Here is a 15,271-nt window from a genome sequence, read left to right as displayed (position 1 = left end):
GTTGCGTCCGGGGTTTCGGACAATGCGGCAAAACTGTGATTCAGGGGGTCAGACGTGCTGGCCGAACACGTGCCGGCGCACCCAGGCGTGCATGGCGATCGCCGCGGCCGAGCCCGCGTTGATGGAGCGGGTGGACCCGAACTGCTCGATGGACAGTGTTGCTTCCGCCGCCTCGTGGACCTCCGGGGTCAGCCCCGGGCCTTCCTGGCCGAAGACCAGCACGCACTTCTGCGGCAGTTCGTAGGTCTCCAGCGGCACGGAGTCGGGGAAGATGTCGATCCCGATGATGGCCAGCCCCTCCGCCTGAGCCCAGGCCACGAAGTCCTCCACGGTGGGGTGGTGGCGGACGTGCTGGTAGCGGTCGGTGACCATCGCTCCACGACGGTTCCACCGCCGTCGTCCGATGATGTGGACCTCCTTGGCGAGGAACGCGTTGGCGGTGCGCACCACGGTGCCGATGTTGAGGTCGTGCTGCCAGTTCTCAATGGCGATGTGGAAATCGTGACGCTTGGCGTCCAGGTCCGCGACGATCGCCTCGTGCTTCCAGTACCGGTACTTGTCCACAACGTTGCGCCGGTCGCCGTCGGCCAGGAGGTCAGGATCCCAGTGGTCGCCGGCCGGCCATTCACCTTCCCAGGGCCCGACGCCGACCTCCGGCTTTGGCTCCGGCGTTTCGTTTTGGTCTGGTTGGGGTTCGGGTGTCCCGGGCGTTTGCGTCACCCCTCAACACTAGACTGGGCTCCGAACGCAAACATCTCGGTGAAGGAATGACATGGCAGAAGCGGACAAGGTAAAGACATCGGCGGCCGTCTACCGCAGTGGCCAGGAAATTGAGTGCTGGCTCACCGACATGGACGGGGTCCTGGTGCATGAGAACCAGCCCGTACCCGGCGCCGCGGAACTGATCCAGCGCTGGGTGGACACCTCAAAGCGGTTCCTGGTCCTGACCAACAACTCGATCTTCACGCCTCGTGACCTCGCCGCCCGGCTGCGGGCCTCCGGCCTGGAAATCCCGGAGGAGAACATCTGGACGTCGGCCCTGGCCACCGCCCAGTTCCTGAAGGACCAGGTATCTGCCGGCGGACCGGACAGTGGCAACCGCGCGTACACCATCGGTGAGGCAGGGCTGACGACGGCACTCCACGAGGCCGGCTTCATCCTCACCGACCAGAACCCCGACTTCGTGGTGCTCGGCGAAACCCGCACGTACTCCTTCGAAGCGATCACCATGGCGATCCGGCTGATCCTTGCCGGGGCGCGTTTCATCGCCACGAACCCGGACGCCACCGGCCCGTCCAAGGAGGGCCCGATGCCCGCCACCGGCGCCATCGCCGCCCTGATCACCAAGGCCACGGGACGGGAACCGTACATTGTGGGCAAGCCGAACCCCATGATGTTCCGCTCGGCCATGAACCAGATTGATGCGCACTCGGAGACCACCGCGATGATCGGCGACCGCATGGACACCGACATCATCGCGGGCATGGAAGCCGGGCTGCACACCGTACTGGTGCTCAGCGGCATCACGCAGCGCGACGACATTGCTTCTTACCCGTTCCGCCCCAACCAGGTACTGAACTCCGTGGCGGACCTCAAGAACCAGATCTAGAACGGTGTCATCTTCCCGCCGCCTCCGGGCAGCGGGAAGATCTCGTTCTCCAGGTCCTCGAGGATGGGCCGGTACACGAACGGGTTCCAGCCCGGGCTGGCGTGGGCCGGCAGCGCCCCCGTGGTCTGCCGGTCGGCAGAGACCATGTTGGCGGCGAACGTACGCGCCCACGATTCGCGGGCCGTCTGGTAGTTGACGGTCTGGTCCCGCGGATTTCCGATGTACGCCATCCGGGTGTCCCCGATCTGGCCCGCGAAGCGCGTGGCATCGAAGTGGTAAATGTAGGCGGATTCCGTCTGGACCAGTACGCTCGAGGGGGCGATCGGGGACAGCTGTTCCAGTGTCTGGTCGAGAATCTGCCGCCACGTGCGCTCGTCCTTGTGTACCACCCGCTCCCCCAGCTCGTAGCCCCCGCGCAGCACGGACGGGATCCGGAAGCCGCTTTCGTAGAGGAACACCACGCCGTCGAACCAACTCTGGTCCAGGACGTCGAACTTGCTGTAGGGGCTGCAGTCGAGAACGATCAGCTCAACCTTGACGCCGTGCAGCTCCAGCAGCCGGGCGGCCACCTGCGTCGCCACCATGCCGCCGAAGCTGTGGCCGTAGAAGTAGAGGGTGGTGATGTTGTGCGCCCGGACGTGCTCGATCACCGCGATCACCAGCTGGTCGATGTCCAGTCCCAGGTTCGAATACCCTGCCGCCGCGAGCTGGCCGCGCAGCCGGAGGCTGCCGCGGAGTGAGTTCAGGATCCATTGGGCCTCTTCCCAGCTCGTCTTGTATCCGGGGAACAGGATCCAGCTGGCGTTTGGGAAGTAGCTCTGCGCGAAGTCGTCCTCAACCGCGAGGATCTTGTGAACCTGCCGCTCCTCCTGCACGCGCTTCGTGAACAGCATGTCCGCGGCAAGGACGGTGGACGCGCCTGCTCCGGAGAGGAAGGTCCGGCGGGAGAACCGTTTCAGGTCTGCGGCGCGCCGAAGCAACCGGGCAGCGTCTGCGCCCGGCGCCTTCTGCCGGCCCGTCTGGCCGGCGGCCCCTTCATATGGCACTGGACTACCCTAGGCACACTTCTAACCGCAGGCACAGTTCCGGCTCCAACGGCCGGTTCGAATCCTGTGAGGTGCATCCCCTGGTCAGCTGGGTGTGGCGTGCTGCACCGCGGACTCGGTCGATTCCCGGCGGGCTATTTCCTCACCGATCGCCTCGTATCGGGCCAGCAGTTCATGTCCGGAACGCCCGGCGGGATCGTCCAGCAGTGCGAAGACCGAGTCGCTCGCCGCCAGCAGTTCGTGCGAGGAATAAGTGGATAAGGGGCGGAATCCCGCGTCGACCTGCGCCTCGGTCAGCCCTGCCGGGTCGGTCAGCGCGGTGAAGTCCGCGCGGGCTTCGGCCACGGTGTCGCGGCTGGAGAAAACCTCCAGCAGGACTCCTGGCGCCGGCCGGGAGGAGACCTGCCATGCGCCGGCGTCGAGGGTGTTGAGGTCGAAGCGAAGGCCCGCGAGCGCCGATGACTCTACGAAAGCGGCCTGGGAAAGATCCACAGTGATGGGCGACGAGATGCCCATCCTGCGGACGCGTCGGATTTCGAGTATCAGTTCGGGCCGGGACGCCTGGGTAAGGCTCCCCCGGACATCGATCCGCGCCGTGCCGTTGGCATCGTTAATCTTAATGAGGGAATTAAGCTGGTTGTCCATAGGTACTCCAAAAAGGGGTGTCTATGGCCGACGGCTCAACCTCAGACAGCCTATCCCCCGCAGGCCGGCCGCACAAGCAGCGGGCCGCGGCGCTATCCTGCCTGAACCTTCCCGGGCTCCTCGAAGTGTGTGCGCGCCTCCGCGCCGCCCACCGAGTTCACCAGCGACGCCGCGATGTCGCGAAGTTTGACGTTGCTGTGACTTGAGGCATCGGTCAGGATCCGGACGGCAGTCGCCTGGCTGCACCGGTTCTGCGCCATGACGATGCCGACGGCGATGTCGATGACGGTCCGGGATTCCAACGTCGCGCGGAGATTCGTCGCACTGTCCGTGTGCAGCGAAAACCTGACCGCCAGGCGCAGGGCCTGGGAGATCTCCCGGGTATACCCGCGGGCGCGGGCCGCGGAAACCTCAGTAAACTTGTGCGGCACGTCAGAGTACAGATTGAGCGCGGCCTTCGCTTCCCCCTGCAGGCTAAAGGGCAGCGACAGCACCGAACGAAGCCCGTGGGAAGCCACGGCATTGGCGTAGTCAGGCCCCCAACGGTCCTCTTCGAAGAGATCCGGAACGTGCACTTCCCGTTCTTCCTCCGCCGCGGTCAGGCACGGCCCCTGGGACAGTGAATACTGGATTTCGTCCACTTCCCGGGCGAAGTCGCTGCTCCAGCCGATCGTCGCCGCCTTGCGGTCCCTCAGCAGTGTGATACCGCAGAGGGCGTCGTCCCCGTCGCCCGCCACCTGGTGCGCCGAGTACCGCGCCAACTCATTGAGGAAGTCCTCAAAGTCGGCGCTCTCCAGAATGAGGTTCTGGACTTGCTCAACACTGCTCAGGGCCTGCTTCGACGGGTGCATGACGGGGTGCTCCAAAAGGAAAGGACTGATCCGGGGTACGGAAATACTAGGCCACCCGGACGGTACCGTCCACAAGGGCGGTGGCTCAGCTCAGGCCGAGCTCGTCCTTGCTGAAGGCGTACAGGTACGGCACCCCGGCTTCGGCTTCGATCTTTTCCTTGGCGCCCGTGTCGCGGTCGACGATGACGGCGACAGCCACGACATGGCCGCCGGCGTTACGCACACCCTCGACGGCGGTCAGGGCCGAACCGCCGGTGGTGGAAGTGTCCTCAAGGACCAGGACCTTGCGGCCCTCGACGGAGGGCCCTTCCACCTGGCGGCCCATGCCGTAGGACTTCTGCGCCTTGCGGACAACGAAAGCGTCGATGGCCCGGCCGGCATCTGTGGCGGCGTGCATGACGGCGGTGCCCACCGGGTCGGCCCCCATCGTGAGGCCGCCGGCACACTCAAAGTCGATGCCGGCGTCGTCAATCAGGGACAGCATGACCTGGCCGACGAGCTTGGAGGCCTCGTGGTGAAGGGTAATGCGGCGCAGGTCGATGTAGTAGTCGGCCTCGGCTCCGCTGGACAGAATGACCTTGCCGCGGACAACCGCGAGCTCCTTGATCAGTTCCAGAAGTCGGGCACGGGCAGCGGTGTTGGAAAGCGAGTCCGGGGTGGCAGTCATGGGCTCCAGTTTAGTCGGTGCCGGGTACCTTGCCGGGCCCCGCGTCCATCCGCCGGGCGAAGGCGGGTGCGTGCTCAGGCAGGGGTCCGTGCGCGATCATCCGCGGCAGCAATCCCATCAGGACGGGAACATGCCGGGCCAGGTACATCACCGCAGCCGGCGGACCCGACCTCTTGCCGGTAAACAGCGGGATGAAGACGCCCCGGTGCATGAGGCGCTGGACGGATTGGATGATGACCGTGGGCAGTTGCCGCCTCCGCTGCACCGCCGCAAGATCCTGCACCGTGACTTTCCCGCGCAGCAACGCGGGCGCGAGCCGGGCCGCCGCAGCCACGGCATCCTGGATGGCCAGGTTGATTCCCACGCCGCCGGCCGGGGACATCGCATGCGCGGCGTCGCCGATGCACAGCAGCCCGTCGATGTACCAGCGCTGCAGGCGGTCCAGCCGGACATCCAGCCAGTGGAGGTCGTCCAGGGACCCGATGGCATCGACGCGGTCGGCGAGGTCCGGGCGCAGCGCGGCGATCCGTTCCCGGAACCGTTCCACGCCCTCGCTCTTGATGCGGTCACCGGCGCCTTTCGGGGCGAAGTAGCCCATCTGGTAGTACGTGTCCCTGAACAGGGCGATCACGGCGTCGCGGTCCCCGAAGGCGGGAACGATTCCTGCGACTTCGCCTTGCTCCGACTCCGCCCGCGGCAGCTTGAACCACCATGTGTCGAACGGCACCGGGTATTCCTTCGATTTCAGTCCCGCCGCCTGACGCAGTACTGAATGCCGGCCGTCCGTGGCCACCACGAGGTCTGCGCGGAGCGCGCCTTCGGTGCCGTCCTTGGTGACGTACCGGATACCGGTGACCCGTCCGCCGTCGGACATGAGGGACCTCACCTTGTGCTCCATCAGGAGCGTGAACGTTGGCTCCTGTTCGGCGGCGCGGGCGAGGAAGTTCAGGAAGTCCCACTGGGGCATCATGGCGATGTAGTTGTACGGCGGCCGCAGCGCGGCGAAATTTCCCAGCGTGACCAGGCCGCCGCCTGGCGTCGGGAAGGCCACGTTGCGCAGCCGGCTTTGCGGCAGCCCGCGGAACTCGGTGCCGAGGCCGAGTTCGTCGATGAGCCGGATGGTGGACGCGTGGACGGTGTCGCCGCGGAAGTCCCGGAGGAAGTCGCCGTGTTTTTCGAGGACGGTGACCTCAACGCCGGCCCGCGCCAGCAAGAGGCCCAGCATCATGCCGGCCGGCCCGCCGCCCACCACCACGCACCCTGTACTCTCCATGAGCCATACGGTACGCCTCCCGGCCCGCGGCAGCACAGAGCGCGAACGGACACTTCAGCCCCGGCACGAAAGCGCGAACGGACACTTAAGCCCCGGCACGTGGGGCTCAAGTGTTCGCTCGCGCCGGGACTCGGGCGGAAACAGTTGAGCCTTGCGGATTCCGCTGACTAGGCTGTTTCCCATGCGCACACTCCAGGCCAAGATCATCGAAGAAATGGGCGTCCAGCCCCGGATCGATCCCGCAGAGGAGGTGCGCAAACGCGTCACTTTCCTCAAGGAGTACCTCAAGGCCACCGGCACCAGGGGCTTCGTCCTGGGCATCTCCGGCGGCCTCGACTCGTCGCTCGCCGGGCGGCTCGCACAGCTCGCCGTCGAAGAGCTGCAGGCAGAGGGTACGGACGCGCAGTTCGTGGCGGTCCGCCTTCCCTACGGCGTCCAGCACGACGAGGAGGACGCGCAGGCGGCCCTGGATTTCATCAAAGCCTCCAAGGAATGGACCTTCAACATTTCCGCCGCCGTCGACGGCTTCGAGGATGAGTTCGAAAAGACTGTCGGCAACGGGATCTCCGACTTCCACAAGGGCAACACCAAGGCCCGCACGCGCATGATCGCCCAGTACGCCCTGGCCGGGGAGCACAACTACCTCGTCATCGGCACCGACCACGGTGCTGAATCCGTCACCGGGTTCTTCACCAAGTACGGCGACGGCGGCGCCGACATCCTGCCGTTGTTCGGCCTGAACAAGCGGCAGAACCGTGCCCTGCTGGAGCACCTCGGCGCCCCGGAACGGGTGTGGAAGAAGGTGCCCACGGCCGACCTCCTGGACGACAGGCCCGGCCGCACCGACGAGGACGAACTGGGCCTGAGCTACGACCAGATCGACGACTACCTCGAGGGCCGCGACGTCGGCGATACCGCAGCAGAGCTGATCGAACAGAAGTACCTGCGGACCCGGCACAAGCGCACCGTTCCGGTCAGCATCTTCGACACGTGGTGGAAGCACGAGGGCCCGGAAGAAGGCCGCGCAGGACTCTAAGGCGTTGGCTGGAGCGGCCGTTTAGCTAGGCGGCCCTAGGGCGGCAGGTCCTAGGGCAGCAGGTCCTAGGGCGGCAGGTCCTAGGGCAGCAGCAGGATCTTCCCGCGGCCGTGGCCGCCACGGCTGATTTCCAGGGCGTCGGCGGCCTCGATCAGCGGCATCCGGTGCGCGATCGTGAAGGTGATCTGTCCTTCGGCGGCGAGCGTCCCCACTTCCGCCACCCGGCCTTCCAGCTGCTGGACGGCGGCCAGCCCGGCCGCGGATGACTGCTCGCCCGGAACGGTGGTCACCGCCCGGCCGACGCCCTGGAGCAGCTCGGCTGTTGCCGCCAGCGAGTCCCCGCTCCCCACAGTGTCCAGGACCGCGGTGACTGTACCGGCGTCCTCGGCCAGCGCCCGGACCCGGTCCGCAAGCCCGGGACCGTACGTCACGGGCTCGGCGCCCAGCTCGCTGAGGTACTCCTGGTTGTCTTCCGACGCGGTGCCGATCACCCTCGCACCGAACACCTGCGCGATCTGGACCGCGGCGGAGCCAACCCCGCCTGCGGCGCCATGGATCAGCACCGTGTCCCCCGCTCCCACGGCGAGCTGCTTCAGGGCCGAATACGCCGTGCCTCCTGCCACGGGGATGCACGCCGCCTGCTCGAAGTCCACGCCCGCCGGCAAGGGAGTCAGCTGGTCCGCCGGCACCACGGCTTCCGTCCGGTAGCCGCCCAGCAGTCCGTTCCAGATGACCTCGTCCCCCACGGCAAACCCCTCGAATGCGTGCCCGACGGCGGTCACCACGCCGGCCGCCTCGCTGCCCGGCACCGCCGGAAAGTCCAGCGGAACCCACTTCTGCAGATAGCCGGCCACGAGCTTCCAGTCAGCAGGGTTGACGCTTACCGCCCGGAATTCCACCCGCACCAGTCCGTCACCCGGTTCGGCCAGCTTCTCCGTGCCCACCTTCAGGACCTGCGGATCGCCGTATTCCTCAAAGTAGACCCGTGTGCTCATGGCTCTGGCTCCTTCGGTGCTGTCCAGGCTTCCACAAGGGGAAGAACCCTTCTGCAAGGGTAGGCACGCCCGGCAGGCACCACAACAGTTAGTACCGGTTCCCGGGCCGACGGGTGCAGACACCAGGACTGGCCGCTCCGCCCAGGGAGATGTGCTGCCGCTAGTTCTGCCGCCTGCGCTGACTACCCGATCCGAGCCTGACGGTGAGCCGGTGGGCCTCCTCCAGCAGGAGCCGACCCAGCAGTTCGCGCCGATCCCCACGGAAGCGCGGTTCGATCCCGGTCAGGGACAGCGCCCACGACGGACGGCCGGCCTGGTCGAAGACCGCCGCGCCCATCCCCCAACTGCCTTCCAGCACCAGGCCCGGGTTCACCGAGTAGCCGCGCCGGCGGGTCTGCCGCAGGTTGTCCCGGACCACGTCTTCGGGGTGTCCGTTGGAGTATTTGCCGGCGTGGCCAGCCCAGTCCCCCAGGATCTGTTCCTGCTCCGCCTCGGGCAGGAACGCCATGATCGCTGTTCCTGCCGATGCCACGCCCAGCGGAAAACGGACACCTTCGTGAAGCACGAAGGAGCGGACGGGGAAGCTGCCCTCCTCCCGCAGCAGGCATACGGTCTCGGCCCCCCTCCGGATCGAGAAGAAGGCGCTCTCACCGGTCTCCTCGGCAAGCCGTCGCAGGCTGGGCCGCGCCAGGTCCTCCAACGGAAAGCGCGCGGCGGCCACTGATCCCATCAGCAGGGCCTCGGGGCCGAGCACCCAGTTCCCGCTCTGGGGATCATGATCGAGGAGACCCTCGGCCGCAAGTGACGTGAGCAGACGGTGCACGGTTGGACGTGTCAGCCCCGAGTCACGCACCAGCTCCACGAGCGGGCTTCCTTCCGGCTTGCGCCCCACAATTCGCAGCAGCCCCGCAATGCGGCTGACGACCTGAGCGCCCTGGACCGGTACCTGATTCACGGCATCCTCCCTGGAAGTCCATAATATGGATACTTCCCAGCCTAGCGTCCACAGTGTAAAAGCGCGATCGGCGTGACGCGGAAGAACCTTGACACCGCCACAAGGGCACACATACGCTCCAGAGTCAGAACGAGCGTCCATAAAGTGGACTGCGACACAGCTCAACGAGGAGATGCGATGTCCAGACTGAAATCCAGCGCCGCAGAGGCCCTGCACGATGTGCTTGCCGACGGGATCACCCTTGCGGTGGGCGGCTTCGGGCTCAGCGGGATTCCGGCCGACCTGATCGAGGCCGTGCGCGATTCCGGCGTCAAGGATCTGACCGTGGTGTCCAACAACATGGGTGTGGACGGCAAGGGCCTTGGCATCCTGATCGAAGCGGGCCAGGTCCGCAAGGTCATCGCGTCCTACGTCGGCGAGAACAAGCTGTTCGCCGAGCAGTACCTCGCCGGGGTGCTGGAGGTGGAGTTCACCCCGCAGGGCACCCTGGCCGAGCGGCTGCGCGCCGGCGGCGCCGGCATCCCGGCGTTCTACACCAAAACCGGGGTGGGAACCCTGGTGGCCGAAGGCAAACCGCACGAGGTGTTCGACGGCGAAACGTACATCCGGGAGCGCGCCATCCTCGCCGACGTCGCGCTGGTCCACGCCCACACCGCCGACACGGACGGCAACCTCCTCTACCGCTATACCGCCCGGAACTTCAACCCGGTCGTGGCCACCGCAGGCGCCGTCACCGTCGCCGAGGCAGAGGTCATCGTCGAACCGGGCGCCCTGGACCCGAACCACATCGTCACACCCGGCGTCTACGTCCAGCAACTGGTCCAGGCCAGCACCAGGATCAAGGACATCGAACAGCGCACCGTCCGCCCCCGCACTGAACTCGTCAACAATTAAGAAGGAGACTCCCGTGGCCTGGACCCGGAATGACATGGCTGCAATCGCGGCCGAGGAACTGAACGACGGCGACTACGTCAACCTCGGCATCGGCATCCCCACGCTGGTGGCCAACAACCTGCCCGACGGCGTGCGCGTGATCCTGCAAAGCGAGAACGGGCTGCTCGGCATGGGCCCGTTCCCCTACGAAGGCGAGGAGGACGCCGACCTGATCAACGCCGGCAAGCAGACCGTCACCGTCCTGCCCGGAGGCAGCATCTTCGACTCCGCCACCTCGTTCGGCATGATCCGCGGCGGCCACGTGAAAGTCGCGATCCTGGGCGCCATGCAGGTCTCCGGCAACGGCAACCTCGCCAACTGGACCATCCCCGGCAAAATGGTCAAGGGCATGGGCGGCGCCATGGACCTCGTCGCGGGCACCCCGCGCGTCGTGGTCCTCACCGAACACAACGCCAAGGACGGGTCCGCCAAGATCGTCAAAGAGTGCACCCTTCCGCTCACCGGCCTGAGCGTCGTAGACCGGATCATCAGCGACCTGGCAGTCTTCGACCTTGAAAAGACGGACGACGGCGGGCGGCGGCTCACGCTCACCCGCCTCGCCCCCGGCGTCACCGTGGAGGAAATCCGGGAGAAGACGGAGGCGGCGTTTACGGTTGCGGCGGGGCTCGCCGAACCGGCCGGACTTTGACGCTGCGGCCCTGACCCCCAACCCTGCTCAACCTCACCCCTTCAACCTCAGCCCCGCTCGCGGATCAGCCGGGCGATCTCGGCAAAGCCCAGCCGCTCGGCGTTCTCCAAAGCCGTCCTGCCCTCCGGATCGCGGATATTCGGGTCGGCGCCGGCATCGAGCAACTGGCGGACCACGTCCTGCTGCCTCGGGCCTCCGTTGTTGAGGAGGATGGCTTCCTGCATCGCGGTCCAGCCGAGCTTGTTCACGTGATTGACGGGGACGCCGGCGGCGATGAGGATCCGTACAGTCTCCACATGCCCATGCTCACTCGCCGGGATCAGGGCGGTGCCGCCGAAACGGTTGGTGCTCCTGACGTCCGCACCGTTGGCCAGGGTCAGCCGCAGAACCTCGTTGAAGCCCTCGGCACCGGCGTACAGGAAGGCCGAGTCCTGGATGGAATCCTTGGCGTTCACGTTCCCGCCTTCCCGGATCAGCCGCGCCACGAGCGCAGCATTGTTGGCCTTCGCGGCCAGGACCAGCCGCTGGTCCAGCTTCCGCTGGTCACCCGGGGGCTGGGAGGGACGCGGGGCGGGGGGTGTCGACGACGGCGGCCGCACGGTCCCGCTCACTCCGGAACCTCCCGCCGCCGTCGGGCTGGCCGAACTGCCCTGGCTTGAACCGGCCGGCGCCGAACTGACTGCCCCGGGGCTGCCCGCCGAAGGGGAGCCGGCCGGGGAGCCCGAAGCGCACCCCGCCAGCAGGGAAACGAGTACAGCCACGCCCGCGAGCGGCAGAGCGGTGGCCGGCCGGCCGCCGTCGTACGCGTCCCGGGTCACGGCCCGCAACCTACTTGACGGCAATTGCGGCGGCGCCGGCCTCGGCGCAGGCTTCATCGAGCTTGCCGTCAGGGGCGCCACCGACGCCGATGCCCGCCACGGAGACGCCGTTCACCTTCAGCGGGACGCCGCCCGGGAGGAAGAGGGTGCCGGGAAGGTCGGCGATGCTCGGCCCGTTGCCGCTGATGCGCTTGGCGAGTTCGCTCGTGGGGCTGCCGAACGCTGCTGCGGTGTAGGCCTTCTGCTTGGCGGACTCGATGGTGTGCTCGGCGGCGTTGTCGCCACGCAGGAGTGCCTGCACGGTGCCGAACCGGTCAACGAGGGCCACAGTCACGAACGGCAGTTTGTCGGCCTGGCATTTGGCGAGCGCGGCGCCCACCGCCTTCGCCGAGGCGCCAACGGTGATCCGGTTCTGGGCGACGACGTTGTCCGCACCCGGCTGGACATCCGCGGCGGGCACTGCTGCCTGCGCGGCCGCAGGCTGGATCGAAGCGGCCGCGGGGGAAGACCCTGATCCGGCATTGGCGACGGCGGTGGCACCGGCGGTGATGACGAGCGCTCCGGCTGCCGCGGCGGCAAAAATCTTCTGGGACTTCTTCACGGTGGTTCTCCTTCGGTGAGACGTAGCCAAACGGCTGCATTTCCATGGTGGACCTGCCGCGGAGCGGATGCATCAGGCCATCAGGTGCGGCCGTCTGGTCCTTTCGGCTGGCGGTATCAGCCAAAAGGCTGAGAGACCAGCAACGGCGCGGGCAATAGCATGGTCCGTAGTACGTCACCCACCGGAACCGGACCCGCCATGCCCTCCCCAGCCGTCTCTGCCGCACCGGAACTTCCTCCCGCCCGGACCGGCCCTGCTCCGGGCAGCCGGCTGGGACGGATCGACGCCGCGGTCCACCTGGGCTTCGCCGTGCTCATGGTTGCCTCGGTGGTGCGCTACGTGATGCGGCACAGCGCCCAGGACAACCAGCTGGTCCTCGCCCTGGCAGCCGCCGCGTGCGCCCTGTACGCGGTCATCGCGGTGCTCGCCCAGCGCCGGCGACCCTGGGCCGTTTGGATGTTCGTACTCGTGGCCGTCTGGGCTGTGCTGGTGGTCTCCGCGCCCAGCTTCGCCTGGTGTTCGTTTGCGCTGTTCTTCCTGTGCCGCATCGCCTTCACCGGGACGGTCGCCTACGCGGCGGCAGGGGCGACGGCGGCGGCCACCGCGGCGGGGCTGTTCCGGCTCAGCGACGGCAGCGATCTGGCCATGCTCCTGGGCCCGCTCGCCGTCGGCGTCCTGCTGACGCTGATCTACGACCGCATTGAGCACGACGCCGCCGAGCAGCGGCGCCTGCACCACGAAGTATCCCTCGCCCAGGGGCAGCTGGCGGCCAGCGAGCGCCGCGCGGGCACCATCGCGGAGCGAGAGCGGGTCTCCCGGGAAATCCACGACACCGTGACCCAGGGCCTCGCCAGCAGTCTGCTCCTGCTCGAAGCGGCAAACCGGGCCTGGCCGGAGCCGGCGTCCCGGCAGGATCTCCGGCAGGCCAGTGAGCTGCTCCGCCGAAACCTGTCCGACACCCGCAGCCTGGTCCACGAACTGGCCTCGCCCGGCCTCGACGCCTCACCGCTGCCGGATGCCCTGCTGCAGGCCGCCTCCCAGTACTTGCCGGACGCCAGGCTGCTGGTCACCGGCGAACCGCGGGCAGTCCCGGCCGAAGTCCGGCACACACTCCTGCGGGTGGTGCAAAGCGCCGCCGCGAACATCAAGCTGCACGCCTCCGCGGACACCACAACCATCACCCTTGGCTTCCTGCCGGATGCGGTCACGCTGGACATTTACGACGACGGTACGGGCTTCGACCCGGCGGCGGTAGCACCGCCGTCGGACGCCGGAGGATACGGACTGCGGGCCATGCGGCAGCGCGTGGAGCAACTGGGCGGCGTCTTCTCGGTGGAAAGCGCCCCGGGCGAGGGAACTGTTGTGGCAGCGCAGCTGCCGGCAAAGGGGGAAAAATGAGCGTCATCACCGTGCTCCTCGTGGACGACCACCTCGTGGTCCGCAGCGGACTGAAGGCACTGCTGGGCACACAGCCGGACATCGAGGTGGTGGCGGAGGCGTCCTCCGGCGAGGAAGCCCTGGCCGCCGTGGAAGGGCACTCCCCCGACGTCGTGGTGATGGACCTCGCCATGGGCCCGGGCATGGACGGGATCGAGGCCATCAGGAAGATCCGCGAACGCAACCGCCGGCAGGCCGTGCTGGTCTTCACCACCTACGATTCCGACGCCGACATTGTCCGTGCCGTGGACGCCGGCGCCATGGGATACCTCCTCAAGGACGCCGCGCCGGAGGAGATCTTTGCCGCCGTCCGGGGCGCCGTCCAGGGCAAAAGCGTGATGAGCCCACCGGTGGCCTCCCGCCTGTTCCAGCAGCTGCGCAACCCTGACGACGTCCTGACCCCGCGGGAGGCCGAGCTGCTGAGCCTCCTCACCGAAGGGCTCAGCAACAAGGAACTGGGCCAGCGGCTGTTCATCTCCGAGGCCACCGTCAAGACCCATCTCGCCCACATCTACGCCAAGCTGGGCGTCGAGACCAGGGCCGCGGCCATCGCCACCGCCATCCGCCGCGAGGGGATGCGCTAGCGGCTGCCGGCCGGCGCCCGTGCGCGTCCCTGCAGCAGGGCTAGACTCGGTCACGTCCAGCCCCGCCCTTCGAGAGGAGCAGCCATGCGCGCCACCATCATCCACGGACCCGGAGACATCAGGGTGGAGGACCGCGACTATCCGGCCGTCCAGCTCCCCACGGACGCCGTGGTCCGCGTGACTGCCGCATGCGTCTGTGGCTCGGACCTGTGGCCCTACCGCGGCGTGAAGCCGGTCCGCCACGCCTCCGCCATCGGCCATGAATTCGTCGGCGTCGTGGAAAGCACCGGTGCCGATGTGTCCTCACTCCGGGCGGGCGACTTCGTGATCGCCCCCTTCGTGGTCAGCTGCGGGCAGTGCCCGCAGTGCCTGAACGGCGTCACCGTGGCCTGTGACCGCCTCGCCGGTTGGGGCGGGACGGACGACGCCGGGCTCGCTGTCGACGGCGGCCAGGGCCAGGCCGTGCGCGTCCCGCTCGCCGCCTCCACGCTCGTGAAGGTACCGGGTGTCACCGAGCCGGATGCAAAGCTGCGCAACAGCCTGCTGACCCTCTCGGACGTCATGGCCACCGGGCACCACGCCGCCGTCAGCGCCCAGGTGGGCCCCGGCCGGACCGTAGTGGTGGTGGGCGACGGCGCCGTGGGACTGTGCGGCGTCCTTGCGGCAAAGAGGCTCGGCGCCGAACGGATCATCGCAATGTCCCGCCACGCCGACCGTCAGGCCGTCGCCCGCGAGTTCGGCGCCACGGACGTTGTGGAGGAACGCGGGGACGACGGCGTCGCCAAGGTCCGTGAATTGCTCGGCGGAGTGCTGGCCGACTCTGTGCTCGAGTGCGTGGGAACCAAGGAGTCCATGGAGCAGGCGCTGCATTCCGCCCGGCCCGGCGGCGCCCTGGGCTTCGTTGGGGTCCCCACCGGCGGTGCGGAGATCCCGCTGCGCTACCTGTTCGACAAGAACATCGCCGTGTCCGGCGGAATGGCGCCGGCTCGCACCTACATTCCCGAGCTGCTCAAGGACGTGCTGTCCGGCGCCATCAATCCCGGGCGGGTGTTCGACGTCGAGATGCCCCTGGAGGAGGCAGCCGAAGCCTATAAGGCGATGGACGAGCGCCGGGCCATCAAGGTGCTCCTGACGCCGTAGAAACGGTTGCGCCGGCCCGGCACGGGGTCTAC

17 protein-coding genes are annotated in these 15,271 nt (G+C 67.7%); 7 read left to right on the top strand and 10 right to left on the bottom strand.

The window, feature by feature from the left end:
- Window positions 1–48: 48 nt before the first annotated feature.
- Entirely contained in the window at window positions 49–720 is a 672-nt protein-coding gene (locus tag ABRP34_RS17395; RefSeq protein ID WP_003802133.1) for an RNA methyltransferase, read from the bottom strand.
- A gap of 52 nt (window positions 721–772) precedes the next feature.
- Here ABRP34_RS17395 and ABRP34_RS17390 point away from each other — a divergent pair, with 52 nt between their 5' ends.
- The gene (locus tag ABRP34_RS17390) at window positions 773–1,609 is read left to right on the top strand and encodes an HAD-IIA family hydrolase (RefSeq protein ID WP_003802131.1); all 837 of its coding nucleotides are present in this window, start codon (window positions 773–775) and stop codon (window positions 1,607–1,609) included.
- Here ABRP34_RS17390 and ABRP34_RS17385 read toward each other — a convergent pair.
- The 5 genes from ABRP34_RS17385 to ABRP34_RS17365 form a co-directional block, all read right to left on the bottom strand.
- Window positions 1,606–2,655, bottom strand: coding sequence for a thioesterase domain-containing protein (locus ABRP34_RS17385; protein ID WP_353711136.1), 1,050 nt, complete (start codon window positions 2,653–2,655; stop codon window positions 1,606–1,608). The two genes, ABRP34_RS17390 and ABRP34_RS17385, sit on opposite strands and share 4 nt — an antisense overlap.
- 84 nt (window positions 2,656–2,739) lie before the next feature.
- Window positions 2,740–3,300 carry a hypothetical protein gene (locus tag ABRP34_RS17380; protein ID WP_353711135.1) on the bottom strand — a complete coding sequence of 187 codons (561 nt, stop codon included), beginning with the start codon at window positions 3,298–3,300 and terminating at the stop codon, window positions 2,740–2,742.
- A gap of 92 nt (window positions 3,301–3,392) precedes the next feature.
- Complete coding sequence (locus ABRP34_RS17375; protein ID WP_353711134.1) at window positions 3,393–4,151, bottom strand: GAF and ANTAR domain-containing protein; 759 nt, start codon at window positions 4,149–4,151, stop codon at window positions 3,393–3,395.
- Window positions 4,152–4,236: 85 nt separating this feature from the next.
- Window positions 4,237–4,818, bottom strand: coding sequence for an orotate phosphoribosyltransferase (gene pyrE, locus ABRP34_RS17370; protein WP_353711133.1), 582 nt, complete (start codon window positions 4,816–4,818; stop codon window positions 4,237–4,239).
- A 10-nt stretch (window positions 4,819–4,828) separates the two neighbouring features.
- Window positions 4,829–6,091, bottom strand: coding sequence for an FAD-dependent oxidoreductase (locus ABRP34_RS17365; RefSeq protein WP_353711132.1), 1,263 nt, complete (start codon window positions 6,089–6,091; stop codon window positions 4,829–4,831).
- 181 nt (window positions 6,092–6,272) lie between these two features.
- Here ABRP34_RS17365 and nadE point away from each other — a divergent pair, with 181 nt between their 5' ends.
- A complete protein-coding gene (gene nadE, locus ABRP34_RS17360; protein ID WP_353711131.1) occupies window positions 6,273–7,127 on the top strand; it encodes an ammonia-dependent NAD(+) synthetase in 855 nt (284 codons plus the stop codon).
- Between the two features lie 80 nt (window positions 7,128–7,207).
- Here the strand turns inward: nadE and ABRP34_RS17355 are convergent, their stop codons facing one another.
- A complete protein-coding gene (locus ABRP34_RS17355) occupies window positions 7,208–8,122 on the bottom strand; it encodes an NADP-dependent oxidoreductase (protein WP_353711130.1) in 915 nt (304 codons plus the stop codon).
- Between the two features lie 160 nt (window positions 8,123–8,282).
- Window positions 8,283–9,077 carry an IclR family transcriptional regulator gene (locus ABRP34_RS17350; RefSeq protein ID WP_353711129.1) on the bottom strand — a complete coding sequence of 265 codons (795 nt, stop codon included), beginning with the start codon at window positions 9,075–9,077 and terminating at the stop codon, window positions 8,283–8,285.
- A 177-nt stretch (window positions 9,078–9,254) separates the two neighbouring features.
- Between ABRP34_RS17350 and ABRP34_RS17345 the strand changes: the two genes are divergently transcribed.
- Entirely contained in the window at window positions 9,255–9,971 is a 717-nt protein-coding gene (locus ABRP34_RS17345) for a CoA transferase subunit A (protein ID WP_353711128.1), read from the top strand.
- A gap of 13 nt (window positions 9,972–9,984) precedes the next feature.
- Window positions 9,985–10,659 carry a CoA transferase subunit B gene (locus ABRP34_RS17340; RefSeq protein ID WP_353711127.1) on the top strand — a complete coding sequence of 225 codons (675 nt, stop codon included), beginning with the start codon at window positions 9,985–9,987 and terminating at the stop codon, window positions 10,657–10,659.
- A gap of 47 nt (window positions 10,660–10,706) precedes the next feature.
- Here the strand turns inward: ABRP34_RS17340 and ABRP34_RS17335 are convergent, their stop codons facing one another.
- Window positions 10,707–11,420 (bottom strand): ankyrin repeat domain-containing protein, encoded by a 714-nt coding sequence (locus tag ABRP34_RS17335; protein ID WP_353713394.1) that lies wholly within the window; start codon window positions 11,418–11,420, stop codon window positions 10,707–10,709.
- A gap of 67 nt (window positions 11,421–11,487) precedes the next feature.
- Window positions 11,488–12,078, bottom strand: coding sequence for a heme-binding protein (locus ABRP34_RS17330; RefSeq protein ID WP_003799080.1), 591 nt, complete (start codon window positions 12,076–12,078; stop codon window positions 11,488–11,490).
- 198 nt (window positions 12,079–12,276) lie between these two features.
- Between ABRP34_RS17330 and ABRP34_RS17325 the strand changes: the two genes are divergently transcribed.
- The 3 genes from ABRP34_RS17325 to ABRP34_RS17315 all read left to right on the top strand — a co-directional run bounded on the left by ABRP34_RS17325 (window position 12,277) and on the right by ABRP34_RS17315 (window position 15,239).
- On the top strand, window positions 12,277–13,476 hold the full coding sequence (locus tag ABRP34_RS17325) for a histidine kinase (protein ID WP_353711126.1): 1,200 nt from the start codon (window positions 12,277–12,279) through the stop codon (window positions 13,474–13,476).
- Complete coding sequence (locus ABRP34_RS17320; RefSeq protein ID WP_003799082.1) at window positions 13,473–14,099, top strand: response regulator transcription factor; 627 nt, start codon at window positions 13,473–13,475, stop codon at window positions 14,097–14,099. The genes ABRP34_RS17325 and ABRP34_RS17320 overlap by 4 nt, the downstream gene beginning before the upstream one ends.
- Before the next feature lie 84 nt (window positions 14,100–14,183).
- Window positions 14,184–15,239: a zinc-dependent alcohol dehydrogenase family protein gene (locus tag ABRP34_RS17315; RefSeq protein WP_003799083.1), complete on the top strand. Its 1,056-nt coding sequence runs from the start codon at window positions 14,184–14,186 to the stop codon at window positions 15,237–15,239.
- Window positions 15,240–15,271: the final 32 nt, after the last annotated feature.

Source organism: Arthrobacter sp. K5 (assembly GCF_040448525.1).
Taxonomy (GTDB): Bacteria; Actinomycetota; Actinomycetes; order Actinomycetales; family Micrococcaceae; genus Arthrobacter; species Arthrobacter globiformis.
The sequence above is the reverse complement of the archived record's forward strand: the minus strand, read 5'-3'. Positions and strand labels throughout refer to the sequence as shown.

Bases quoted from the DNA above. Each gene is read 5' to 3' on its own strand.
- ABRP34_RS17320 (WP_003799082.1), top strand. From the start codon at position 13,473: ATGAGCGTCATCACCGTGCTCCTCGTGGACGACCACCTCGTGGTCCGC.
- pyrE (WP_353711133.1), bottom strand. From the start codon at position 4,818: ATGACTGCCACCCCGGACTCGCTTTCCAACACCGCTGCCCGTGCCCGA.
- ABRP34_RS17365 (WP_353711132.1), bottom strand. From the start codon at position 6,091: ATGGAGAGTACAGGGTGCGTGGTGGTGGGCGGCGGGCCGGCCGGCATG.
- ABRP34_RS17315 (WP_003799083.1), top strand. From the start codon at position 14,184: ATGCGCGCCACCATCATCCACGGACCCGGAGACATCAGGGTGGAGGAC.
- ABRP34_RS17380 (WP_353711135.1), bottom strand. From the start codon at position 3,300: ATGGACAACCAGCTTAATTCCCTCATTAAGATTAACGATGCCAACGGC.
- nadE (WP_353711131.1), top strand. From the start codon at position 6,273: ATGCGCACACTCCAGGCCAAGATCATCGAAGAAATGGGCGTCCAGCCC.
- ABRP34_RS17355 (WP_353711130.1), bottom strand. From the start codon at position 8,122: ATGAGCACACGGGTCTACTTTGAGGAATACGGCGATCCGCAGGTCCTG.
- ABRP34_RS17325 (WP_353711126.1), top strand. From the start codon at position 12,277: ATGCCCTCCCCAGCCGTCTCTGCCGCACCGGAACTTCCTCCCGCCCGG.
- ABRP34_RS17345 (WP_353711128.1), top strand. From the start codon at position 9,255: ATGTCCAGACTGAAATCCAGCGCCGCAGAGGCCCTGCACGATGTGCTT.
- ABRP34_RS17390 (WP_003802131.1), top strand. From the start codon at position 773: ATGGCAGAAGCGGACAAGGTAAAGACATCGGCGGCCGTCTACCGCAGT.
- ABRP34_RS17375 (WP_353711134.1), bottom strand. From the start codon at position 4,151: ATGCACCCGTCGAAGCAGGCCCTGAGCAGTGTTGAGCAAGTCCAGAAC.